Genomic DNA, 22,531 nt, shown 5'->3' with positions numbered 1-22,531 from the left:
GCGGTCCCGCGCCGGAACCCCTGCCGCTCCGGTCGGTGAAACGAACGCAACCCACAAAGGAGTCGGTCATGTCCGATCAGAACACGACGTCCCAGGACGTCATCGCCGGTCTCGGCGGTGCGTCAAACATCAACGGTGTGGAAAATTGCATCACCCGTCTGAGGATCCCGGTCCACAACGAATCGGCGGTGGACGTCGACGCCCTGCGGGGGATTGACGCGGTTCTCGGTGTCGTTCCGGGGCCCACCATGCAGGTGGTCCTGGGCCCCGGCGTCGTGGACACCGTTGCCCGCGACATCGAGGCCCGCTTGCGGGACGCCGAATCGGAGCCCTCGGGGAACGGAGACGGCGTTGCGGGCGGTGCGGCCGCCGGCAGTGCGGCCGGAGCCGGATCCTCCAGCGCGGCTGGAGCCTCGGCCGCGGGACGAGGTGCGGGCGCAGGAATAGGTGCGGAGGGGGAGGCCCCCGGCTCGCCCGAGGACCTTCAGGCCCTCGGTGCGCAGATGAAACGTTCCCAGTCGGAGCGCAAGTCTTCGCCGGTCCGTGCATTCCTGGGGCGGATCGCCAACATCTTCCTCCCGCTGATTCCCGCGCTGATCGCCTGCGGAATCGTGGCAGGCATCAGCGGCGTGCTCCAGAACTTCGTCGCGAACGGTGCGTGGCCGTGGGCCGCCGGGGCGGTCCCGGTCCTGACCGCGATCTCCAGTGGGTTCATGACCCTGATCGCGGTCTTCGTGGGCATGAATGCTGCGAAGGAATTCGGCGGGACGCCAGTGCTCGGCGGCGCCGTCGCAGCCATTATTCCCTTCGCCGGTGTGTCCAAAGTGTCGATTCTCGGTGCCAGCCTGGAACCCGGCCAGGGCGGTGTGATCGGCGCGCTGCTGGCCGCCATCCTGGCGGCATATGTGGAGCGATGGGCACGGAAGTGGGCCCCTGAATCGCTCGCGATGTTGATCGTCCCGACCGTGACTGTCCTCGTTGCCGGAGCGCTGACCCTCTTCCCGCTCATGACGCTCGCCGGTTGGATCTCGACCGGCATCGGAACCGGCGCCACCTGGTTGCTCGGGACCAGCGGCGGACTTGCCGGGTTTGTCCTCGCGGGCCTCTTCCTGCCGCTCGTGATGCTGGGACTGCACCAGGCACTCATCCCGATCCACACCACGCTGATCGCGCAGGCCGGGTACACGATCCTTCTGCCGATCCTGGCGATGGCGGGTGGCGGACAGGTGGGTGCGACCGCCGCGGTGTACCTGCGCATCCGCAACCGGGCCCTGCGCAACACGATCAAGTCGGCGTTGCCCGCCGGAATTCTTGGCGTCGGAGAGCCGCTGATCTATGGCGTGACCCTGCCCATGGGCCGCCCGTTCATCACCGCGTGCATCGGTGGCGCGTTCGGCGGCGGATTCATCGGCATCTTCAACCAGCTCGGGTTCGCGACCGGGTCCACCGCGATCGGGCCCAGCGGTTGGGCACTGTTCCCGCTGGCCGCAGGAAACCACGGCCTGGGTGCCGCCCTGGGGGTCTACGCCGTGGGGCTGCTCATTTCTTACGTGGCAGGGTTCCTGCTGACCTACTTCTTCGGCGTTCCCAAGGACCTCGTCGCTCGCATGGCGGACGAGGAAGCCGCGGCGGAATCCGCTGTCGCGACGGCGTGACGGTGTGGAGGAGCGGCGGGTGGCGGAGAGGCTGGTGGTCGACTCCGCTGCCCAACTCCCCAGTTCGGTCGGTGGGGTGAACGGCGGGTGACTGGTTTCGGGGAAAGCCCCACGCCGCAACGTCCTTGAGGTTCTCGGCGTCGTCGGAATCCGGTTCAGGCCCGGCCGACACTGAATCTCGCTCGCTGTCCTGCACGTGAGTGCCACTTCGGTCCCGAGGTGGCAGTGGTGTGCGGTTGGGATGGGTTTTCCGGGGTGAGGTGGCAGTTTTGTGCGGTTTTGGGTGGGTTTTTTGCACGTGAGTGCCACCTCGTCCCGCCGCGCTGCACGAAATTGCCACCTCGTTCCCGAGGCGGCAGCCCGAGACGGCCCCAAGCGCCCCCGTCCAGAGACGAGCCAGCACCCCGTTCGCCCGACCCTCGCGATACCTCGACGTCATATTCCGTCGGCACCTGGGAAGGCGTGAGGCGACGGGTCGGCGACTGGGGTAGAAGGGAATCATGGACTCGTTCTTCCTCCGCACCGTGAGAGACCCCTTCGGGGGCGACATCCTTGATGCGCGCATCGCCCATGGCCGCATCGAGTGGGGACACGGTCTCGAGCCGGACGCCGAGGACCACGTCGTCGACGCGGACGGCCGATGGCTCGTTCCGGGCCTCTGGGATGCGCACGCCCACTTCGACCAGTGGGCCCAAGCCAGGTCGCGGCTCGACCTGTCCGGGACGCCGTCGCCCGCAGCGGTGACCCAGGCCGTCGGCGAAGCGCTCAAGCAGGACCGCGGAGGCAGCGTGTTCTTCGGCTTCGGATATCGTTCGTCGGCGTGGCAGCGGCAGCCGACCGTGACCGAGCTCGACGCCGTGAGCGGGAACCGACCTGTGGTCCTGGTCAGCGGCGACATGCACAACGGGTGGCTCAACTCGGCGGCGATGACACTCCTCGGCGTGCCTCCGCGGGATGCGATCTTCAACGAGGACGATTGGTTCCCGCTCTTCGCGAAGCTCGAACCGCTGGCGCCGGACCCCGAAGCGGCCGTTCGCGACGCCGCGCTGGCGGCGGCGGCCCGCGGCGTCGTCGGCATGGTCGACCTCGAATTCGCGGCAAATCACGACGCGTGGGTGCGTCGTTCGGGGCAGAGCGAACCACTGCTCAGGGTCCGGACCGGTGTCTACCCGGACCTCCTGGACGACGTCCTGGACCGCGGGCTCGCCAGCGGAGACGCACTGGACGAGTCAGGCCTCATCCGGATGGGCCCGCTCAAGATCATTTCCGACGGGTCGTTGGGAACCAGGACCGCTCACTGCTGCGAGCCCTACGTCGGGGCCGAAGACCTGGACCATCCCCGGGGCGTGCAGAACGTGCCGCCGGAGGAGTTGAACAGATTGCTCGACCTCGCGCACCAAGGGGGACTCGACGTCGCGCTCCACGCTCTGGGGGACGCCGCCGTCGGTCTGGCCCTGGATGCCTTCGAATCCGTGGGTGCTCGAGGGTCGGTTGAGCACGCGCAGGTGGTTCGGCCTGACGACCTGGACCGTATGGCCCGGCTGGGGATCACGGCCAGTGTGCAACCGGCTCACCTCATCGACGACCGGGACGCCATGGACCGTTTGTGGCCGGATCGAGCCGACCGCATCTTCGCCTTCCGCACGATGCTGGATCGGGGCGTCCGTCTCGCCATGGGATCTGACGCGCCCGTGGCGCCTCTGGATCCGTGGTTGGCCATGGCGGCCGCGGTCCATCGATCGGGCGACGGGCGGCCGCCGTGGCACCAGGAGGAAGCGATCACCCCGAGGGAAGCGTTCGCGGCCTCGACGGACGGCGTCGACCGGATCCGTTCGGGCGACGCCGCGGATGTGCTGCTGCTCGATGCGGATCCGTTCGCCGGGGCCACGAGCGACGACGCCGCGCGCACCCTGGCAGGGATGTCGGTCGCCGCCACATTCGTTGCGGGGCGACCGACCCACTGGGACCTCTGAATACTTCCTACTGAGGGTTGCCGTCCAGGCCGGCCTGCGCGTCGGCGTCGGCACCGGGAACGCGCATCTCGAAGGTGTCTGTCACCACGGTGTAGTCGAAGTACCCCATCCGGGCGATGGGCTGCACCGCGGTGATGTCCACGCGGCCGTCATCGGTCAGGTACTTCTCATTGAGGTGGATCCGCTCGACGGTCGCGTAGACGACGTCGATGGTCCCCACATTGGACTTGCCGGGCAGGCGATGCGTCGTGAGGTACTTGCACTCGTAGTGGAAAGGGCTTTCCGCGACCATCGGGGCGGGGGAGAGGTCCGCGGTCTGCTTGGTGACGTCGAGACGATCGAACTCGTTCTCGCCGGGCGGCAGCGCCATGGCCGAGATGTTGACCGATTCGCGCAGATCCCAGGTCGCCATGTTCCACACGAACCACCCGGTCTTCTCGGCGTTGACGACGGTGTCCTTGCGTCGCCCGTCCGGGTACTGGTTGGCCGCGAACATGACCATCGGCGGGTCGAAAGTCAGGTTCTGCCACTGGCTGTACGGGGCGATGTTCTCGACGCCGTCCTCGCTGACGCTCGAGAGCCAACCGATGGGACGAGGCACCGTCAGGGCCTTGAACGGCGAGTGTGAGAGCGGGCGTTCGACCTCGTTGGGATCGTATTTCACAGTGCATTCCTTTCTTGTTGGTGGTTTGCGGAGCGATCGTCGGCGGCGGAGTCGCGACCGGCCGCCGATTTCTTGGCAATGGCCAGGTAGATGCCGCCGGCGACCACGAGACCGATGATCCACGCGATCTCGGCACCGCCGAACAGGTCGGCGATGGGGCCGACGTAGAGGGAACTGTTCATGAACGGAATCTGGATCAGCACGGCGGCGAAGTAAGCCACGAAGGCCCCCTTGTTGACCGTGCCATAGGGACCATTGCGCTGGAACAGGGCCTCGACGTCGTACTTCTTGTGTCGAATGAGGTAGTAGTCGACCAGGTTGATCGCGGACCACGGCGTCATGAAGTACAGCAGGAACATCAGGAAGTCGGTGAACACGGCGACGAAATTGTCCGACGCCAGGAGCGCGATCACCACCGCGAAGGCGGAGATGATGAGCACGTAGATCGAGCGTGCCCGAGGCTTGATGACCTCGTGCCGGGCCACCGCCGTCACGATCGTCGCCAAGGACATGAACCCGCCGTACGAACTCAGCGTGTTGCCCGTCAGCTTGCCGACGACGACGGCCAACAGCACGAGCCAGAAGAAAGTGCCCGCCAGCCCCGAGAGGAATCCGACCTGGTGGTCGCTGAAGGCCTGCCCGCCGATCTGTGCGGCGAAGGCTCCGACGATCATGGCCAGGGTCGCCCCGATGAAGCTCCCCGCAAAGGTCCATCCGATCGTGGACCGTTGGGACGTCGTCTCGGGGAGGTACCGGCTGTAATCGGCGATGTAGGGGCCGAAGGTCAGCTGCCACGACGCCGAGAGCGAGATACCCAGAATGAACGGGGCCAGGGCGAAACTGGTGTCCGCGGTGATCTGATGACGCATCGGACCGCCCAGAACAATGACCAGGAGAATCACGAAGACGACCCCGCTCAGGACCGACGCCGCGTGCGAAAACTTGTGGATCCACTTGTACCCGGCAATGGCCAGGACGGTCGAGAACAGCGCAAAGATCACCGCACCTGCCTTGACGCTGATGTGCAGCAGGGTCGCGAGTGCCTGTCCGCCGAGCACCAGGCCGGTCGCGTAGAAGCCGATATAGATGATCAGTGCCAGGACCAGGGGAAGGATCGCCCCGTAGTAGCCGAACTGGGCGCGACTCTGGATCATCTGGGGTACGCCCAGCTGAGGCCCTTGGGCGGAGTGGAGGGCCGTGATGAATCCGCCGATCAGGTTGCCGACGATGATGGCGGGGATGGACCACAGGGCCGAATTGCCCAGCAGAACGAAGAGGCCGCCGGTCACCAGAGCCGTGATCGAGCTGTTCGCCGCGAACCAGAGGAAGAAAAGAGAGACCGGGGAACCGTGACGTTCCCGCGGCGGGATCCAGTCAATGGACCGGAGTTCCATGGTTTTCGGTCCGACCGTTGGAGTGGACATGTCATTCTCCTTGCTTTCGGTGTCACTGTGAGCCCTGACACCATTCGTGACCGCCACTCTACCGATATATCGGCTGTATATTCCAGCGGTGTGCCAAGATTTTTGTACGACCCCCGTCAGAGAGGACCAGCATGAACCGCCCCGTCCGCACGCGCTCCGGACCCACACTCACGGACACTGCCTATGTGCACATAGAGCGCATGATCATTCACGGGGAGATCGAGCCGCTCACCTTCGTGTCGGAAGCAGACTTCATGGAGTGGACGGGACTGGGCCGTACGCCGGTTCGTGAGGCGGTCCATCGGCTGGCGCGGGAGAGGATGGTGGAGATCCATCCCAGCCGGGGCATCCTCATCCCGGAGATCAGCGTTGAGTCCGAACTGCGGATCCTCGAGATGCGCCGGGTTCTGGATCCGTGGGCGACTCGGTTGGCGTGCGAGCGAGCCACACCCGGGGAGCGCGACGAGATGCGCGATCTCGCGGAAACTCTTGGGACAGAGAACTTCACCCTGTCCGATTACTCGGAGACCGTCCGCCAGACCCACGGGCTGATTCTCCGTGCGGCCCATAACGAGTACCTTCACGACGCCATGGTCCAGTTGCAGAATCTCTCGCGCAGATTCTGGACGTCGCACGTGACCGACCAGTCGGAGGTGACCACCGGCGCGACCCTCCACCGTGCCATGCTGACCGCCATTGTGCGGGAGGACGCGAAAGAAGGGGAGCGGGCGGCCACGAATCTGAATGACTATTTGGTCGACTTCGCCCGCAGGGTCCTGGCCGTCTGAAGTTTTTTTCTCCTCGAATGAATCCGGCCGCCGGGTTGGTTCCGAACTCTTGTCAGAGAGAACCAGCAACGAGGCGGTTCGTCGGTTGGCCCTGGTTCTCCTCCATCGCTCACGATCGGAAGAGGGACCACATCGATGTCAACGCTCTACTACCCGGACGGACGCGCCGAGTTCGGGACGAACTCATTTCCGTTCCTCCCATCCCCCGCCTGGTCAGGGCTTGCCGGGTCCGCAGGGTCCGCCGGATCGGTTCCGATAGCGGGCCGGATCGGTCAGCTGGCGGGACCCCACACCGTTCTGCAGAGCCGCGATTGGGATCGCGTCCAAACTGCGTTGGGGCGCAGGACCCACCGGTTCCGCGGACCCGGGTGGTCGGCTTTGGTGATCGAGGAGAGCAATACGTTGGGGCGGATCTGGTACCTCCCGTACGGTCCGGTCGCGAACGACGTCGTGGCCCTCGAAGCCGCACTGACCAGCCTGGGTGAGGCCGCCAAGAAGGCGAGAGTCGCATGGGTGCGTATCGAGCCCATGGTGTCCGACGGGTCGGAACAGATGCGGGCTCCGGGACTTCGGTCAGAGCTGCTGGAACTGGGAGCGCGCGAGGCCCCGCGCGACATCCAACCACGTCGGTCGAGGTGGTTGGACCTGACTCAGGGTGAGGATGCGATCCTGGCGGCCATGACCGGCACGAATCGCAACCTGTGGAGGCGCCACCAGGACAAGGGGCTGAGCATCGAGTGCAGCAGAGACCCGGGCGACGTCGAAGAACTCATTTCCCTGAATCGGGCCGGGGCCGAGCGGAAGGGATTCGTGGCGCACGATGCCGACTATCTGCGCACGGTGGCACGTACGCTGCTGGCGCGCGATTCGGGCCGTGTGTACCTGACGCGGTACGAAGGGCAGGTTGTCGCCTCCGCCTTCGTCTACGACTCGGCGAGCACCAGGATCTTTGCTCACGCGGGCATGAAGCCCGAATTCAGGAAACTTCGCCCCAACCAACCGATGATCGCCCAGGCCGTCTTGGATGCTGCCGAACGCGGCGCGAAAATCGCGGACCTCTTCGGCATCGCGCCCACGGATTCTCCCCATCACCCGTGGGCGGGCTTCACCCAATTCAAGAGGTCTTTCGGGGGTCGCGACGTCGAATTCGCCGGCACCTGGGACCTGCCCGTCTCCGTCCCCCGCTATGCCGCGTACCGGTCGATGCGGTCGGGTCGGGGCATGGCCCAGGGTATGGCAGGCGCTCTCCGGGGGCGCCTTCGGGGATAGTGGGGGAGGGTCGGGAAAAGTGCCGGGATTGCCCTCCGCGTTCGAGCCCGGAGGCGGCCCTACGCACTGAGGTTCAGGAAGCTCCGCAACAACGTCTCCGTGCCGTCGAGGTGGGCCCGGGCCACGGACTCGGCTGTTTCCGGATCCCCGTCCAGGATGGCTGCTACGAGCTCCTGGTGCTGGTGGTTCGAGTGCTCGAGGTTCGACGCGAGCAACGGAATTCTGTCCAGCAGATCATTCACGAGGGCCCGCGACTCGACGACGCAGTCGACAAGTCTTCGTGACCCGGTCAGCTCGCCAATCACGATGTGCAGCCTGGAGTCGAGGTGTCGGTAGTCTTCCGGCGCGGCCGCCGACGCCGCGTCCAGGGCACGTCGGAGCCCTCTTCTTTGGGGCGCCTGGAGGTCGGCCTCGGCCGCGAGGCGAGCGGCCCCTGACTCGACCACGGTCCGATAGGCGAGGATGTCCTGGAGCTGGCGCGGGTCCACCGTGACATCCGTTTGCTTTTCGGGGGCCGAATCGATGACGAAGGTTCCGCCGTACCGTCCTCGTCTCACTTCCAGGTAGCCGTGACGTTGCAAGTCACCGAGGACGCTTCGGAGCGTCGAGCGTGAAACCTGCAGGCTGTCGGCAAGTTCTCGTTCGGGTGGGAGCCGCTGCCCGGGGAGGACGGCGCCAACTTTGATCAGCCGCAACAACCCCTCAAAGGTTGCTTCCAGTGTGTTTCCCGCCCGCACGGGGTGAATGAGTGACCGAGGGTCGACCAGACCTTCCGCCACGCTGCGCTCACCGAGGCTATCTACTTGGTCCTCAGCTTCACACGTCATTGTCTGCCCATCTCACGTCGGTTTCCCGACCATTGTATGGGCCGGGCCGGGCGACGTCGTCCAAAGGCATCTTGAGCATGCCAAAGGAGTCATCTCCAATCGATCGAGGGTTGATCCTGGGCGAAACCTTGACATTGCGGTGTGATTCAGATCATTATTTTGTCCACATCAAAGGTCTCCAAAAATACCATTGGATGGACGGTGCCATGGCGGATCATTCTCCGAGCGAGTCGGATTACCTAGGGAAGAGGCAACTCAACAAGGGCGCGGCCGGGTGGGTGCTGCTCGCCGGGTTGGGAGTGGCCTACGTGGTCTCCGGAGACTTCTCCGGCTGGAATCTCGGCCTCGCCCAGGGCGGATGGGGTGGTTTGCTGATCGCATTCCTCCTCATGGGCCTGATGTACACGTGCATGGTCCTGGGCCTGGCGGAACTGTCCTCGACACTCCCCACCGCGGGGGCCGGCTACGGATTCGCTCGCCGAGCACTCGGGCCGCTGGGAGGGTTCGCCACGGGTATGGCCATCCTGATCGAGTACTCGGTGGCACCCGCCGCCATTGCGACCTTCATCGGCGGATACATCGAATCGCTGGGCCTGTTCGGGATCACCAATTCGTGGCCCGTATATCTCGTTGCGTACCTGGTGTTCATCGGTATTCACTGTGTGGGCGTCGGCGAGGCGCTCAAACTCATGTTCGTCATCACCGCAGTCGCGGTGGTCGCGCTGGGAGTCTTCGTCGTCGGCATGATTCCCCACTTCGACATCGGGAAACTCGTGGAGATCGAGCCCACCGGCGCTTTCGGGGCGAACGGCTTCCTTCCATTCGGTGTCACAGGAGTTCTTGCCGCGTTGGTCTACGGCATCTGGTTCTTCCTGGCCGTCGAGGGCGTCCCGCTTGCCGCCGAGGAGACCGCCAATCCTCGGCGGGACATGCCCCGCGGAATCGTCGTCGCTATCTCGGTCCTGCTCTGTTCCGGGCTTGCGGTCCTCATTCTGGCCCCCGGAGGTGCTGGCGCCCTCTCCATGAGCGAGTCGGAGAGCCCACTGCCCGATGCTCTCCGTGCCGTGTACGGTCCGGGCAGCGGCCTGGCCCAATTCGTCAACTACGCCGGACTGGCAGGACTCGTGGCGAGCTTCTTCTCCATCATCTTTGCCTATTCCCGTCAGCTCTTTGCCCTCTCCCGTGCCGGCTACCTGCCGCGGTGGCTCTCGTTGACCACCCGCCGCAACACGCCGGCACTGGCGCTGATCATTCCCGGAACCATCGGATTCATCCTCGCGACGACGGTCCGGGACGGGGGCCTCCTGATCGACATCGCAGTATTCGGTGCAACGGTCTCCTACGTTTTGTTGAACCTGTCCCACATCGTGCTCCGTATCCGGGAACCGGAGCTCGACCGCGGCTACTGGACACCGGGCGGCCGGGTGACCACATCCATCGCGTTGGTGCTGGCCGTGGTGTCGGTGGTCGCGACCTTCCTGGTTGACGTCATGGCTGCCAGTTACACGCTCGGCGTCTTCGTGCTGGCGCTCGCATACTTCTGGTTCTACAGCCGGCACCGCGTGGTCACGAGCGCCCCCGAAGAAGAATTTGCCTCGATTGCAGAGGCCGAATCGAAACTCAAGTAGATGCAGGCCGAAGTCCCAGCGGCTTCGGGTGATGAGAAAGGATGACACATGTCCACGAAGGAGAAACTTCCGGGGATGCTGAGTGTCGGAGAGCTCGAGGACTTGGTTGCCGAGGGCGAGATCGACACGGTCGTCGTCGGAATGACCGATGTCATGGGGCGAGTCCAGGGCAAGAGGTGCGGGGCGCGCTTCTTCATGGACGAGGTTCTCCGGCACGGAGTCGAGGGATGCAACTACCTGTTGGCGGTCGACGTCGACAACAACACGGTCGACGGATACGCCTGCTCCTCCTGGGAGAACGGGTACGGGGACCTCGTCATGAAGCCGGACCTGGCGACACTGCGTCGTATCCCGTGGTTGCCCGGTTCGGCCCTCGTGCTGTGCGACATCGGTTCGACCGACGGCGCCCCGATCCCCATGTCCCCACGTCAGTTGCTGAAGAGCCAGATAGCGCGGCTCGAAGAACTCGGCTATCGCCCGCACGCAGCAACCGAACTCGAATTCATCCTTTTCGACACCGACTACGAAAGCGCCTTTGCGAAGGGATACACGGGGCTCGAGCCCTCGACCGACTACAACGTGGACTACTCCCTTCTGGCCACCTCTCGCCTGGAACCGGTGATTCGGGACATCCGCACCGGCATGGAGGGAGCGGGGATGATCGTGGAGGCTTCCAAGGGCGAATGCAATCTGGGACAGCAGGAAATCACGTTCCGGTACAGCGATGCCCTCACGGCGTGCGACAACCACAGCATCTACAAGGCCGGGGCCAAGGAGATCGCGGCCCAGCACGGCAAGTCGGTGACTTTCATGGCCAAGTACAACGAGCGTGAGGGAAATTCCTGCCACGTGCACTTCAGTCTGACCGACCTGGACGGAAACCCGGTATCCACCGGCGAGCGCGAGCACGGATTCAGTCGGGTGTTCGAACAGATGATCGCCGGGCAGATCGCGTGCCTGTCTGACTTCTCTCTGTTTTTCGCGCCCAACATCAATTCCTACAAGCGGTACCAGGAAGGAAGCTTCGCTCCGACCGCGATCGCCTGGGGCAAGGACAACCGCAGCTGCGCTCTCCGTATTGTGGGCGAAGGCGCGTCCTTGCGGGTCGAGAACAGGGTTGGTGGCGGCGACGTCAACCCCTACCTGATCCTGGCAGCCATCATCGCGGCAACCTGTCACGGCATCGAAAACGATCTGCCGCTCCCTCCGGTGACCTCCGGAAGCGCCTACGCCGCCGATGCCGACCGTGTCCCGGCTTCCCTCTCTCTGGCGCGCGATGCCTTCGCCAACAGCGCTCTCGCGGTTGAGCGCTTCGGACGCGACGTGGTTGACCACTACACCCACGCCGCAGACATCGAACTCGACGCCTTCGCGAGCGTCGTGACCGACTGGGAAAGGAGGCGGGGCTTTGAACGTCTCTGACGTCCGCCCACTGATCGGGATCACGACCTACTACCAGCATGCGACCTGGGGCGTGTGGAACGGTGAAGCTGCCATCCTCCCAGGGAATTACCTTCATGCGGTGGTGGATGCCGGCGGCATACCCGTTCTCCTCCCACCACGAGGGACGGGAACCAAGGTCCTCGATACCCTGGACGGGCTCCTGGTCATCGGCGGGTCCGACGTCGACCCCTCCCGCTATGGAGAAAACGCCCACCCCACCACCGAATTCGATACCGAGAGGGACAGCCACGACTTTGCCCTCCTCGGGGCGGCAGAAGCGCTCGGTCTGCCGATCCTGTGCGTCTGCCGCGGTGCACAGGTGCTCAACGTGGCACACGGCGGAAGTCTGCTCCAGCACCTGCCGGATGTTCTCCCGGAAGGAGAGCGATACAGGTGCGCCCCCGGAGTCTTTTCCGACACCCGGATCACGATCGATCCCGAGAGTCTGGCCCACAGCATCCTCGGCGATTCGTGCACCGTTTCGTCCTACCACCACCAGGGTCTCGACCGAATTGGAAAGGGACTGCTGGTCACCGCCCGTTCCGCCGACGGGCTGCCACAAATCCTGGAAAGCACCGATGACTCCTGGCTGATTGCTACGCAGTATCACCCCGAGGAGAAACGGCTCGAGGACCGCCGTCTTTTCGCGGCCTTCGTCGCGGCCTGCGGTTCCCGAACCGAGGCCGTGTCCGATACCAAACCCACCCCCAGCGAGGAGATCACGGAATGAGCATCCACGAAGTCATCAACCCGGCCACGGAAGAAGTGATCGACTCGGTCGAGCACCTCGATGTGAGGGGCACGGACGAGGCGATCGAGCGTGCCGCCAGAGCGTACGAGACCTGGAAAAACGTCGCTCCTGCGGAAAGAGCGAGGATCATGCGCGACTTCGCGAGCGCACTGGGGGACGCCCAGGAGGAACTGGCTCGGCTCGAAGTTTCCAATGCGGGCCACGTGATCGGCAACGCCCGCTGGGAGGCGGGAAACGTCCGCGACGTCGTCGGCTATTACTCCGCGGCGCCGGAACGGCTCCTGGGCGACCAGATTCCTGTCGAGGGAGGGCTGAACGTCACGTTCCACGAACCCCTGGGGGTGGTGGGCGTGATCGTTCCGTGGAACTTTCCGCTGCCCATCGCCGGCTGGGCGATAGGCCCGGCTCTCGCGGCCGGCAACACTGTGGTCCTCAAACCCGCCGAGCTGACCCCGCTCACCGCGATGCGCATCGGCTCCATCGCGCGCGAGGCGGGGGTTCCCGAAGGAGTTCTCCAGATCCTTCCTGGCAAGGGGTCGGTGGTCGGCGACAGGTTCGTCACCCACCCCGCCGTGCGCAAAGTCGTATTCACCGGGTCCACAGCGGTCGGTCGGCGGATCATGGCCGGCTGCGCATCCCAGTCCAAACGCGTGACCCTTGAGATGGGCGGAAAGAACTCGAACGTCGTCTTCGCCGACGCCGACGTGCGAGCCGCGGCGGAAGCCGCTCCCGGCGGCGCCTTCGACAATGCAGGCCAGGATTGTTGCGCCAGGTCGAGGATTCTCGTGCAGGAATCGGTCTTCGACGAATTCATGGAACACCTCGAGACGGCCGTCAAGAATTTCAGGGTCGGGGACCCCAACGACGAGGATTCCGCGATGGGTCCACTGATCTCGGCCGGGCACCGTGATTCGGTTCTGCGGTACATCGACCAGGGCGACGTCGCCTTCACCGGCGAGGCCCCGTCCGGACCCGGGTACTGGGTCAGGCCCACGGTTCTGCTGGCCAGGTCGGCGACGGAACCGTGCTTTTCAGAGGAGATCTTCGGCCCTGTCGTCTCGGTCCTGCGTTTCCGCGACGAGGGCGAAGCGGTCGAGCTGGCCAACAACACCGAATACGGGCTGTCCGGATCGATCTGGACGAGAGACCTGGGCCGAGCGCTACGCGTCAGCCGGGGCATCGAGTCGGGGAATCTGTCCGTCAACTCACACAGCTCGGTGCGGTACTCGACTCCCTTCGGCGGTTTCAAGCAATCCGGACTGGGACGCGAGCTCGGCCCCCACGCCGTGGAGGCATTCACCGAGGTCAAGAACGTCTTCTTCGCCAACAACCAATCCACTCATCCAGAGAGCAGGAGGCAATCATGAACAACGTCAAGGCGCACCGTCTCGAGGGGAAGAGCGCAGTCATCACTGGGGGCGCCTCCGGAATAGGTCTGGCCACCGCGCGCCGACTCGCTGCCGAGGGGGCACGGGTGGTCATCGCCGACGTATCCGAAGAGCAAGGAACGGCGGCTGCGCAAGAGGTTGACGGTCTCTTCGTCAGGACGGATGTGACTGACGCGAAGAGCGTCGAGGAGCTGTTCCAGCGGACTCACGACGAATACGGTTCGGTCGATGTCGCTTTCAACAACGCCGGAATCTCACCCAACGACGACGCCTCGATCACGGAAACCGGCATTGATGCTTGGAAGCGGGTTCAGGACGTCAACCTGACGAGCGTCTTCCACTGCTGCAAGTACGCTCTCGAACACATGCGGCGCCAGCGCAGCGGATCGATCATCAACACGGCCTCGTTCGTGGCGGTCATGGGTGCGGCGACGTCCCAGATTTCGTACTCCGCGTCGAAGGGTGGGGTGCTCGCGATGAGTCGGGAGCTCGGCGTCGAATTTGCCAGGGAAGGGATCAGAGTCAACGCGCTCTGTCCCGGCCCGGTCAACACCCCGTTGCTCAAGGAGCTCTTCGCGAAGGATCCGGCGAAGGCCCAGCGACGACTCGTTCACGTTCCGATGGGGCGTTTCGGGGAACCTGAGGAGATGGCCGCTGCCGTCGCCTTCCTGGCGTCGGATGATTCATCCTTCATCACAGCCAACACGTTCCTGGTCGATGGTGGTTTGTCCGGAGCGTACGTCACGCCCGAGTAGTCACCGACGGGTGTCTCCGGTCGCGGCCGAGGCGGCAGACGCGTGAGCAGGGACCAAGTCTCGGCTCGCGCTGTGCTCTGCCCCTCGGCCCGAGGGTTTGCCGCTGCCGGGGCAGCACTGCGCCGGTCGACGTCTCCCTCTCGCCCGGAACGGGCGATTCCATCACTTGTCCACAACCCGTCCCGCTGACGGCGAGTTGCCCCTAGGCTGGTGGCATGGACATCGAAATACGCCCTGGCGACATCACCGCGGTCGAAACCCAAGCCATCGTGAATGCGGCCAATTCCTCCCTCATGGGTGGTGGCGGCGTCGACGGTGCGATCCATCGTGCCGGTGGCCCCTCGATCCTGGACGAGTGCAAGAAAATTCGTGAGACCGATTTGCCGGACGGCCTTCCCGCCGGCCAAGCGGTCGTGACGACGGCGGGAGAGCTGCCTGCACAGTGGGTCGTCCACACTGTGGGGCCCACGTACGCCAAGACACCCGAGAAGTATCAGGAGAAAGCTCCCGTCCTGGCCTCCTGCTACCGGGCCTCGCTCCAGGCCGCTGCCGAACTCGGCGTCGAAACCATCGCATTTCCCACGATCTCCGCTGGCGTGTACGGATGGCCGATGGACGACGCGACCAGAATCGCCGTCGAGACGATCCGTTCAATGGAAGAACAAGTCGGCGACACCATTCGCACCGTGGTGCTGGTCCCTTTCGGCCAAGAGGCGGAGGATGGATACAGGGCGGCCTTGGCAGGATGAGTCTGACCGCCGCCTCCCGGTCGACGCCGATCGGGAGTCAGTCGAGGTGAAAGGACAACCATGGGAACCAGCGACGTCTTCGCGAACCTCTCCGACCAGTTGGGATGGCAGGAGGAGTTGTACAAGGACCTGCACCGCAGGCCGGAACTCGGACTGCAGGAACACCGAACCTCGGAGCGAATTCACCAGGAACTGAAGGACCTCGGCCTCGAGACGACATCGATCGGCGGGACCGGCGTCGTCGCCGTCATAGAGAACGGGGAGGGTCCCACCATCATGGCCCGAGCCGACATCGATGCGCTCCCCGTCACCGAGCGGACGGGCCTGGACTACGCCTCGGAGAACGAGGGGGCCATGCACGCGTGCGGCCACGACATGCACGTGGCGGCGCTCATGGGTGCGGTACGGATTCTGGTGCAGAACAAGAATGCCTGGGCCGGCACCTACATCGCGTTGTTCCAGCCCGCCGAGGAGAACTCCAAGGGCGCCTCGGCCATGATCGACGACGGCCTGGTGAACAAGGTCCCGCACCCCGAAGTGGTGCTGGGCCAACACGTCATGCCGAAGCCGAGCGGTCACGTCTTCACCCACGCGGGTCCCATGCTCTCCATGGCGGACTCGGTGCACATCACCATCCATGGGCGCGGGTCCCACGGCTCGATGCCTCATTTGTCCGTCGACCCTGTCGTCATCGCGTCAAGCGTTGTCCTGAAACTGCAGACGATCGTCTCGCGCGAAGTCGAGCCGGGCGAGTTCGCCGTCGTGACCGTGGGTTCCCTGACCGCGGGCACCCAGGCCAACGTGATTCCCGATCGGGCGGAACTGCGCCTCAACGTGCGCACGTATGACACGGACGTCCGCAACCGGGTCATTGCTTCGATCGAGCGCATTGTCCGTGGGGAATGCGAGGCGGCGGGCGCGCAGGACGACCCCGAATTCGACTACTACGACCAGTTCCCCCTGACCGACAACGACGCCGACGTCACCGACCGGATCAGTCGCGCTTTCGACGCCGGCTTCGAGGCCGAAGTCCTGCAACCGGGCGCGCCCGCAACCGCGTCCGAGGACTTCAGCGAACTTCCGGACGCATTCGGGGTGCCTTACTGCTACTGGTTCTTCGGCGGGGCCGACCAGGAAAAGTACGACGACGCCGCGCGCAACGGCCGCCTTCAGGAGGACATCCCGGCCAACCATTCCCCATTCTTCTACCCGGTCATCCACCCGACCCTCGAGACGGGCACCCGCGCCCAGGTTCTCGCCGCGCTGGAATACTTGGGGAAATAGGAGGCTGTCCCGGGCACCCCGTTTCGTGCGCGGCTGGAGCCCGAGGTGGCATTTTTGTGCGCTTTCGGCGGTCAAAACCGCACAAATCTGCCACCTCGCGGGTTGAGACGAGCAGAGAACGCACGGGGAACGCACGGGATTGCCACCTCGCGGTTGGACACCGGGATTTCGTAGCCCTGCGACCCCACTGCGCGATGTTGTTGGGTGGCGGTTGCCCGATGGAGTGGGGGTTGCCGGCCCCGCGGTCGCTCTGTGGGGGGGTATTGAGAGGAGCTGTTGGGCGGGGGTTACCCGATTGAGCGGCGTTGGCTGTCGTTAGGTGGCGGTTCAACCGCCACCTAACGACAGCCAACGCCACCTAGTTGGGTAACCGCCACGCAACGGGCTCCGTGGGGTGACCCGGCCGCCACACGCCTCCCGCAAACACCACGGACGCACGAAAACGGGCGACGCCGCGAACGGTGAGTTCGCGGCGTCGCCCGTCGCTATGAAAGAGGCGAGGCCTCCGTCAGAGAAGTCGAACTTAAGAGTTCTTGAACCGGTCGACGGCCTCCTGGATCAGGCGCTCGGCTTCCTCCTTGGAATCCCAGCCTTCGCCCTTGACCCACTTGCCGGCTTCGAGGTCCTTGTAGCGCTCGAAGAAGTGCTTGATCTCGTCCTTCTTGTAGTCCTCGATGTCGTCCAGGCTCTGGATGCTGTCGAAGCGCTTGTCGCTCGGGACGCAGAGAACCTTGGCGTCGCCGCCGGCCTCGTCGGTCATGTTGAAGACGCCGATCGGGCGGGCCTCGACGATGACGCCCGGAATGATGTCGTAGTCCATCACGACCATCGCGTCGAGGGGGTCGCCGTCCTCGCCGAGGGTGTCCTCGAAGTACCCGTAGTGCGTGGGGTACTGCATGGACGTGTAGAGGACGCGGTCCAGGCGGAGGCGCCCGGTCTCGTGGTCGATCTCGTACTTTACGCGGGACCCCTGCGGGATCTCGATCGTGACATCAAGTTCCATGAATGAATCTCCTGCACACTGGCTTGTTGTGGATTTCCTGATTCCATGGCCGTTTGGCGTGCCAACGGCCTTTCTGCCTCTCAATCTATCTTCCTCCCCGCGCATTTGGGAAAACCTCGCCGAGGCAATTGCGCCTAAACTCGTGAACGAACCTCAACGGTTTCGGTCGGCCCGTACCCGGTCTGAAACCATGCCCCCACCCTCGAGGAGACCCGATGAGCACGCGTCACCCCAAGCCGCCCGAGCGGTCGAAGACATCCGACAAGTCCGAGAACTCGGGCCGGCCGAAGAGCCGCGGATGGTGGGTCGCCACGGGGATCCTGGCGGCTGGCTGCTTGGGTGTGGGCGCTTGGCTCGTGCCGACGGCCGCAGGACAGTGGGGAATGCTGACCGGTGCGGACCAGCCCAACGTCATGGACTCCGCATCCACGGCGGAGAACCCGGTCAAGAACTTGCCCGACGACGCCGCACGCCCTGCACCGGCGGATCTCGCCGGTCCCTTGGGCGCGGCAGCCGGAAAGCTCAACGGGGGCGGCACGATGTCCTCGCAGGTGGTCGACGTCTCGAGTGGGGACGTCTTGTACTCGGACGATGCGGCGCATCCGGTCACACCGGCGTCGAACCTGAAACTCCTGACGCAATTCACGCTTCTGAGCCATACGGACCCGAATTCGAGGTACGAAACTAACTCCTACCTGTCCCAGGACTCCAAGTCGGTGAACCTGGTGGCCGGTGGCGACACCATGATCTCCGACGGTGAATCGGACGAGAACTCCGTTCTGGGGCACGCCGGCATGCGCACCCTCGCCGAACAGACCGTGGACCGGCTCAAGAACCAGGGGGTCTCCGGGGAGCTGCCGGTGAATCTGGACGCCTCCATGTACTCGGGAGAAGCGACCAACCCGGCGTGGGACTCGGCCGATATCGATGCCGGCTACGTCACGGGTATCTCGCCGATCGCCTTGTGGGACCACCACACGCAACGACCCTCGGACGGGGAGGACGTCTCCCACCGTCCGGACAATGCCGGCGAGGAAGCCCTCGACCAATACGTGAAGGCCCTCAATGAGCTGGGTGCCGACCAGGGGATCAGTTTTACGGCCGGGACCGGGTCGACCACCTCTGGTGACCAGGGCGAGGACCGCAAGCTCGGATCGGTCGAATCCGCGACCGTTCTGGAACAGGCCAAGTACATGATGGAGAACTCCGACAACGTCCTGGCCGAGGTCCTCGGTCGCAACGCGGCCGTCGCGGCAGGCAACGACGGATCGATCGAGGGGGCCATCCGGACGGTCAAGGAGACCCTGGACGCCGCCGGAATCTCCACGCACGGCCTGACGCAGAAGGACTCGAGCGGTCTCTCGGCGGACAACCGCGTCACGCCGATCACCCTGTCCCAGCTCATCGCGAACGCGACCCAATCCAAGACCGCGACGTCGGACCTTGCTGAGACCTTGCCGGTGGCCGGCGGCACGGGCACGCTGGCCGCCCGTTTCGAGGCCGACGACGCCAAGGCGGCCCAGGGCAATGCACGCGCCAAGACGGGCACGTTGCTGAAGGTCAATTCCCTGACGGGCTACACCACGACGTCGCAGGGCAGGCTTCTCGCGTACTCCTTCGTGGTCAATGACGTGACCGACGCCAAGGCCGCCACGAACACCCTGGATGCCTCGGTCGCCGCTCTCTCCGAACTCTGAGGTCGCGTTCGGCCTCGTGTGGCATGGTGGGGATCATGACCGAGAACATCATCAGTTGGAAGGCTGCCGCTTCGGCCGCGGCACGTGTGACGCCGGCAGGTCCCAAGCTCTCCGCCCGGGAGGCCGGCCGCGTCGTCGAATCGGTGAGGTACAACGCGACCGCCTCCGTGGATCATGTTCACCGGATTACCCAGCTGGACGCGGCCGAGAACCTTCACGACTCGCAGGTCCTGGTGGTGGATCGGGCGGGGTGGTCGCGAGCCAACGCCCAGACCTTCTCTCATCTTCTCAACGAGCTGGTGCGAGCCGGCTTGCAAGAGAAATTCGATGACATGGGGTCGGTCGATCGCAAGGTCGCGGAAATGGGCACGGCCGTCGAGCTCGGCGGTGTCCTGTCCTTCCTCTCGAGCAAGGTTCTCGGGCAGTACGACCCGTTCGCCGCGTTGGGCGGTTTCGGTGCACCAGGTGGCCGTCTCCTGCTGGTCGCACCGAACTTGGTCATGATCGAGAGGGAGCTCAACCTCGAGCCGGAGGATTTCCGCTTGTGGGTGTGCCTCCACGAGCAGACCCACCGCGTACAGTTCGCCGCCGCACCGTGGTTGCGCGGGCACATGATCGACCTGATGTCCCGGTTGCCCGAATCCGTAGCGGGCGGAGGCAAAGAAATGGTCGACCGGCTCATCGAGGGGGCGACGGAGGCAGTGCGCACTGCCCGGAAGAAGGGCGAAACCCCTGCCGTTGGCACGGCGGCCGACGGCGAGAACAGCGAAGACGGCGAGACCGCGACCGGCACGGACGCGGTACTCAATCCCGTTCCGAAGAACCGCATGACGGCCCTGCTGGACGAGGAGTCCGCGGCGGTGTTCTCGCGGCTCACCGGGATCATGAGCCTGATGGAGGGGCACGCGAACGTCGTGATGGACGCCGTCGACGCCGAGATCGTGCCCACGGTCAAGACCATTCGCCGTCGCTTCGAAACCCGAGGACGCAACAGGGGCGCGTTCGACACCATGATCCGGAAAGCCTTGGGCATGGACATCAAGATGCGCCAGTACCGGGACGGACAGCGCTTCGTGCGCCACGTGGTCGACGAGCGCGGCATGGCGCAGTTCAACAGGATCTGGGAGGGGCCGGACAATCTGCCCAGTGAACTCGAGATCCACAATCCGAGGCTCTGGATCGACCGGGTGCTGGACGGGCGGGCGGCGTCGGACCGCCCGGCCGACACCACGGACGACGACCGCCCGGAAGGGGTGCGCTAGTGGCGCAGTCGGGGCGTGATGGTCGGCTCCATCCGTCCGTCGGATCCGCCCGCAGATGTTTCGCGGAGGTGCTCGAACGCCATGTTCCGGGCTTCCGCGCCGCCCCCACCGGGCGAACGCGGAGGAACCGCGCCGACGACACGGAGCCTCCGCTCGTGCTGGTCGCCTGCAGCGGGGGACCGGATTCCTTGGCCCTGGCCTCGATCGCCGCACACTTCGCACGCCGAGGTGATCTGCGGGTCGGCGCCGTGGTCGTGGACCACGCGCTCCAGGAAGGCAGTGCCGAACAGGCCGAACGTGCCGCACGGGAATGCGAAGAGCTGGGCCTCGCCCCGGTTCGCACGGTCCGCGCGGAGGTCGAGAGGCGTGGGATGGGCCCGGAAATGGCCGCGCGCACGGCTCGCTACGAGGCCCTGGGGCGCGTCGCGCGGGAGGAAGCGGCACGAGCCGTGCTCCTCGGTCACACACTCGACGACCAGGCCGAGACCGTGGTGCTGGGCCTGGCCCGTGGGTCAGGTACCCGTTCCCTCTCCGGGATGCCGGAAGCCCGGATTCTGGAGGAGGCACGCGCCGAAGCCGGCCCGCGGCCCGATGCCGGGGCCACGGTTCGGGACGAGCCCGAGACGCCGACTCTGGTGGTCCGACCGCTCCTCTCCCTCCGGCGTGAGGATACGCTCGCGATCTGCGAGGCCGAGGGACTCGCGGCGTGGCACGACCCGACGAACGACCAGACCGCATTCCGTCGGAACCGCGTTCGCCACGAGATCCTGCCTTTCCTCGACGAGAGGATCGGGCCCGGGATTCCGCAGGCCCTGGCCCGGACGGCGGCGATTCTTGGCGCCGACGCGGATTTCCTCGAGCAGTGCGCCAACGACGTCGCCCGGGAGGCCGCGACGGACCCGTCCGAGTACCACCCCGTCCCTCGGGGCGAGGACACCGCGGTCGTTGCGGCCTTGTCCCTTCCGCGGTTGAGGGCGGCGCATTCCGCGATGCGTCGTCGCGTCCTGGCACGGTCCGTCGTCGACGCCGGGGGAGAGTCGCCCAGCTTCGAACGGTTGACCGCGATGGAAGAACTGGTCGCCGGGCACGGCAACGCGGGTCCGATTCAGCTGGCCGGACACGTGGCCGCCTGGCGACGTCGTCCGCTCACGGTCGAACGCCAGGAGGAGAGGCCCGACGGTCCGGAGGGCGCATTGGTCCTCACCCGCCCCGTGGAGGAGAGCCGGATTCGCGTGAATGACCCGACTCATGGGGTCGGTGTGACCCCGTGACGTGCCCCGGTTGCGTCACGGGTAGAGTTGCCATGAGTCGTCGCGCTCCTCGGTATTCCGCGCCCGGCGCGAGCGGCCCCTAAGATTTCAGCGACTTGAGCAGGAGACAGCAGTGGATTCACAGGACGTCAAGGAAGATCTGAAGCATGTTCTCTTCACCAAGGAAGAGATCCAGGAGAAGATCGCCGAACTCGCGGCCCAGGTGGACAAGGACTACGAGGACAGGGAAGTCCTCCTGGTCGGTGTCCTGAAGGGCGCCGTGATGGTGATGGCCGACTTGTCCCGTGCGCTGCACGCGCATTACACGATGGACTGGATGGCGGTCTCTTCCTACGGGTCGGGCACGAAGTCCTCCGGCGTGGTGCGCATCCTCAAGGACCTGGACACGGACCTGCACGGGCGTGACGTCCTGATCGTCGAGGACATCATCGATTCCGGCCTCACACTGTCCTGGCTCAAATCCAACCTCGAATCGCGGGGCGCGAATTCGGTGGAGATCTGCGCCCTGCTGCGCAAGCCGGCCTCCGTCAAGACCGAGGTCCCCGTCAAATACGTCGGATGGGATATCGATCCCGAATTCGTGGTCGGATACGGTCTCGATTTTGCCGAGCAGTACCGCAACCTGGATTGCATCGGAACCTTGGCACCGCACGTGTATTCCTAGGGAATCCCGAGGGATTTCCCACGCTCCTCGGCGGAT

Annotated in this window: 19 protein-coding genes; 15 read left to right on the top strand and 4 right to left on the bottom strand. The window is 65.1% G+C overall.

Going from position 1 to position 22,531, the window contains the following annotated elements:
• The first annotated feature begins 68 nt into the window (after positions 1–68).
• Together EWU68_RS08380 and EWU68_RS08375 are read left to right on the top strand one after the other, a co-directional pair.
• A complete protein-coding gene (locus EWU68_RS08380) occupies positions 69–1,655 on the top strand; it encodes a PTS transporter subunit EIIC (protein WP_129315678.1) in 1,587 nt (528 codons plus the stop codon).
• Between the two features lie 500 nt (positions 1,656–2,155).
• Positions 2,156–3,628, top strand: coding sequence for an amidohydrolase (locus tag EWU68_RS08375; RefSeq protein ID WP_129315677.1), 1,473 nt, complete (start codon positions 2,156–2,158; stop codon positions 3,626–3,628).
• 7 nt (positions 3,629–3,635) lie between these two features.
• Here EWU68_RS08375 and EWU68_RS08370 read toward each other — a convergent pair whose 3' ends face one another.
• Together EWU68_RS08370 and EWU68_RS08365 are read right to left on the bottom strand one after the other, a co-directional pair.
• Positions 3,636–4,292, bottom strand: coding sequence for a flavin reductase family protein (locus EWU68_RS08370; protein ID WP_129315676.1), 657 nt, complete (start codon positions 4,290–4,292; stop codon positions 3,636–3,638).
• The gene (locus EWU68_RS08365; RefSeq protein WP_129315675.1) at positions 4,289–5,716 is read right to left on the bottom strand and encodes a purine-cytosine permease family protein; all 1,428 of its coding nucleotides are present in this window, start codon (positions 5,714–5,716) and stop codon (positions 4,289–4,291) included. The genes EWU68_RS08370 and EWU68_RS08365 overlap by 4 nt, the downstream gene beginning before the upstream one ends.
• A gap of 131 nt (positions 5,717–5,847) precedes the next feature.
• On the opposite strand from EWU68_RS08365, the gene EWU68_RS08360 reads away from it, so the two are divergent.
• On the top strand, positions 5,848–6,504 hold the full coding sequence (locus EWU68_RS08360; protein WP_129315674.1) for a GntR family transcriptional regulator: 657 nt from the start codon (positions 5,848–5,850) through the stop codon (positions 6,502–6,504).
• 135 nt (positions 6,505–6,639) lie between these two features.
• The gene (locus EWU68_RS08355; RefSeq protein WP_129315673.1) at positions 6,640–7,773 is read left to right on the top strand and encodes a lipid II:glycine glycyltransferase FemX; all 1,134 of its coding nucleotides are present in this window, start codon (positions 6,640–6,642) and stop codon (positions 7,771–7,773) included.
• Between the two features lie 59 nt (positions 7,774–7,832).
• Here EWU68_RS08355 and EWU68_RS08350 read toward each other — a convergent pair whose 3' ends face one another.
• A complete protein-coding gene (locus tag EWU68_RS08350; RefSeq protein WP_129315672.1) occupies positions 7,833–8,600 on the bottom strand; it encodes a FadR/GntR family transcriptional regulator in 768 nt (255 codons plus the stop codon).
• A 206-nt stretch (positions 8,601–8,806) separates the two neighbouring features.
• Here EWU68_RS08350 and eat point away from each other — a divergent pair, with 206 nt between their 5' ends.
• The 7 genes from eat (at position 8,807) to EWU68_RS08315 (ending at position 16,598) form a co-directional block, all read left to right on the top strand.
• A complete protein-coding gene (eat, locus tag EWU68_RS08345) occupies positions 8,807–10,228 on the top strand; it encodes an ethanolamine permease (RefSeq protein ID WP_129315671.1) in 1,422 nt (473 codons plus the stop codon).
• Between the two features lie 48 nt (positions 10,229–10,276).
• Positions 10,277–11,650 carry a glutamine synthetase family protein gene (locus EWU68_RS08340; RefSeq protein WP_202976707.1) on the top strand — a complete coding sequence of 458 codons (1,374 nt, stop codon included), beginning with the start codon at positions 10,277–10,279 and terminating at the stop codon, positions 11,648–11,650.
• Positions 11,637–12,401: a gamma-glutamyl-gamma-aminobutyrate hydrolase family protein gene (locus EWU68_RS08335; protein ID WP_129315670.1), complete on the top strand. Its 765-nt coding sequence runs from the start codon at positions 11,637–11,639 to the stop codon at positions 12,399–12,401. The genes EWU68_RS08340 and EWU68_RS08335 overlap by 14 nt, the downstream gene beginning before the upstream one ends.
• Positions 12,398–13,789, top strand: coding sequence for an aldehyde dehydrogenase family protein (locus EWU68_RS08330; RefSeq protein ID WP_129315669.1), 1,392 nt, complete (start codon positions 12,398–12,400; stop codon positions 13,787–13,789). The genes EWU68_RS08335 and EWU68_RS08330 overlap by 4 nt, the downstream gene beginning before the upstream one ends.
• The gene (locus EWU68_RS08325; protein WP_129315668.1) at positions 13,786–14,565 is read left to right on the top strand and encodes a 3-oxoacyl-ACP reductase; all 780 of its coding nucleotides are present in this window, start codon (positions 13,786–13,788) and stop codon (positions 14,563–14,565) included. Before EWU68_RS08330 ends, EWU68_RS08325 begins: the two co-directional genes overlap by 4 nt.
• Before the next feature lie 215 nt (positions 14,566–14,780).
• Positions 14,781–15,314 (top strand): O-acetyl-ADP-ribose deacetylase, encoded by a 534-nt coding sequence (locus EWU68_RS08320; RefSeq protein ID WP_129315667.1) that lies wholly within the window; start codon positions 14,781–14,783, stop codon positions 15,312–15,314.
• A gap of 60 nt (positions 15,315–15,374) precedes the next feature.
• On the top strand, positions 15,375–16,598 hold the full coding sequence (locus EWU68_RS08315) for a M20 family metallopeptidase (RefSeq protein ID WP_129315666.1): 1,224 nt from the start codon (positions 15,375–15,377) through the stop codon (positions 16,596–16,598).
• 523 nt (positions 16,599–17,121) lie between these two features.
• Here the strand turns inward: EWU68_RS08315 and ppa are convergent.
• A complete protein-coding gene (gene ppa / locus EWU68_RS08310; protein ID WP_129315665.1) occupies positions 17,122–17,601 on the bottom strand; it encodes an inorganic diphosphatase in 480 nt (159 codons plus the stop codon).
• A 215-nt stretch (positions 17,602–17,816) separates the two neighbouring features.
• Between ppa and dacB the strand changes: the two genes are divergently transcribed.
• From dacB to hpt, 4 genes are all read left to right on the top strand, one after another.
• The gene (dacB, locus tag EWU68_RS08305; protein WP_129315664.1) at positions 17,817–19,298 is read left to right on the top strand and encodes a D-alanyl-D-alanine carboxypeptidase/D-alanyl-D-alanine endopeptidase; all 1,482 of its coding nucleotides are present in this window, start codon (positions 17,817–17,819) and stop codon (positions 19,296–19,298) included.
• Positions 19,299–19,333: 35 nt separating this feature from the next.
• Positions 19,334–20,560: a zinc-dependent metalloprotease gene (locus EWU68_RS08300; RefSeq protein ID WP_238692390.1), complete on the top strand. Its 1,227-nt coding sequence runs from the start codon at positions 19,334–19,336 to the stop codon at positions 20,558–20,560.
• Between the two features lie 68 nt (positions 20,561–20,628).
• A complete protein-coding gene (tilS, locus tag EWU68_RS08295) occupies positions 20,629–21,831 on the top strand; it encodes a tRNA lysidine(34) synthetase TilS (RefSeq protein WP_238692389.1) in 1,203 nt (400 codons plus the stop codon).
• A 112-nt stretch (positions 21,832–21,943) separates the two neighbouring features.
• On the top strand, positions 21,944–22,495 hold the full coding sequence (hpt, locus tag EWU68_RS08290) for a hypoxanthine phosphoribosyltransferase (RefSeq protein WP_129315661.1): 552 nt from the start codon (positions 21,944–21,946) through the stop codon (positions 22,493–22,495).
• The last annotated feature ends 36 nt before the right edge of the window (positions 22,496–22,531 follow it).

The sequence above is a fragment of the Rothia koreensis genome, from assembly GCF_004136575.1.
Classification (GTDB): domain Bacteria; phylum Actinomycetota; class Actinomycetes; order Actinomycetales; family Micrococcaceae; genus Rothia; species Rothia koreensis.
The sequence above is the reverse complement of the archived record's forward strand: the minus strand, read 5'-3'. Positions and strand labels throughout refer to the sequence as shown.

Coding starts and splice junctions, on each gene's coding strand:
- EWU68_RS08315 (WP_129315666.1), top strand. CDS start 15,375: ATGGGAACCAGCGACGTCTTCGCGAACCTCTCCGACCAGTTGGGATGG.
- eat (WP_129315671.1), top strand. CDS start 8,807: ATGGCGGATCATTCTCCGAGCGAGTCGGATTACCTAGGGAAGAGGCAA.
- EWU68_RS08380 (WP_129315678.1), top strand. CDS start 69: ATGTCCGATCAGAACACGACGTCCCAGGACGTCATCGCCGGTCTCGGC.
- EWU68_RS08355 (WP_129315673.1), top strand. CDS start 6,640: ATGTCAACGCTCTACTACCCGGACGGACGCGCCGAGTTCGGGACGAAC.
- EWU68_RS08375 (WP_129315677.1), top strand. CDS start 2,156: ATGGACTCGTTCTTCCTCCGCACCGTGAGAGACCCCTTCGGGGGCGAC.
- EWU68_RS08325 (WP_129315668.1), top strand. CDS start 13,786: ATGAACAACGTCAAGGCGCACCGTCTCGAGGGGAAGAGCGCAGTCATC.
- dacB (WP_129315664.1), top strand. CDS start 17,817: ATGAGCACGCGTCACCCCAAGCCGCCCGAGCGGTCGAAGACATCCGAC.
- EWU68_RS08300 (WP_238692390.1), top strand. CDS start 19,334: ATGACCGAGAACATCATCAGTTGGAAGGCTGCCGCTTCGGCCGCGGCA.
- EWU68_RS08365 (WP_129315675.1), bottom strand. CDS start 5,716: ATGTCCACTCCAACGGTCGGACCGAAAACCATGGAACTCCGGTCCATT.
- EWU68_RS08340 (WP_202976707.1), top strand. CDS start 10,277: ATGTCCACGAAGGAGAAACTTCCGGGGATGCTGAGTGTCGGAGAGCTC.
- EWU68_RS08320 (WP_129315667.1), top strand. CDS start 14,781: ATGGACATCGAAATACGCCCTGGCGACATCACCGCGGTCGAAACCCAA.
- ppa (WP_129315665.1), bottom strand. CDS start 17,601: ATGGAACTTGATGTCACGATCGAGATCCCGCAGGGGTCCCGCGTAAAG.
- EWU68_RS08330 (WP_129315669.1), top strand. CDS start 12,398: ATGAGCATCCACGAAGTCATCAACCCGGCCACGGAAGAAGTGATCGAC.
- EWU68_RS08350 (WP_129315672.1), bottom strand. CDS start 8,600: ATGACGTGTGAAGCTGAGGACCAAGTAGATAGCCTCGGTGAGCGCAGC.
- EWU68_RS08360 (WP_129315674.1), top strand. CDS start 5,848: ATGAACCGCCCCGTCCGCACGCGCTCCGGACCCACACTCACGGACACT.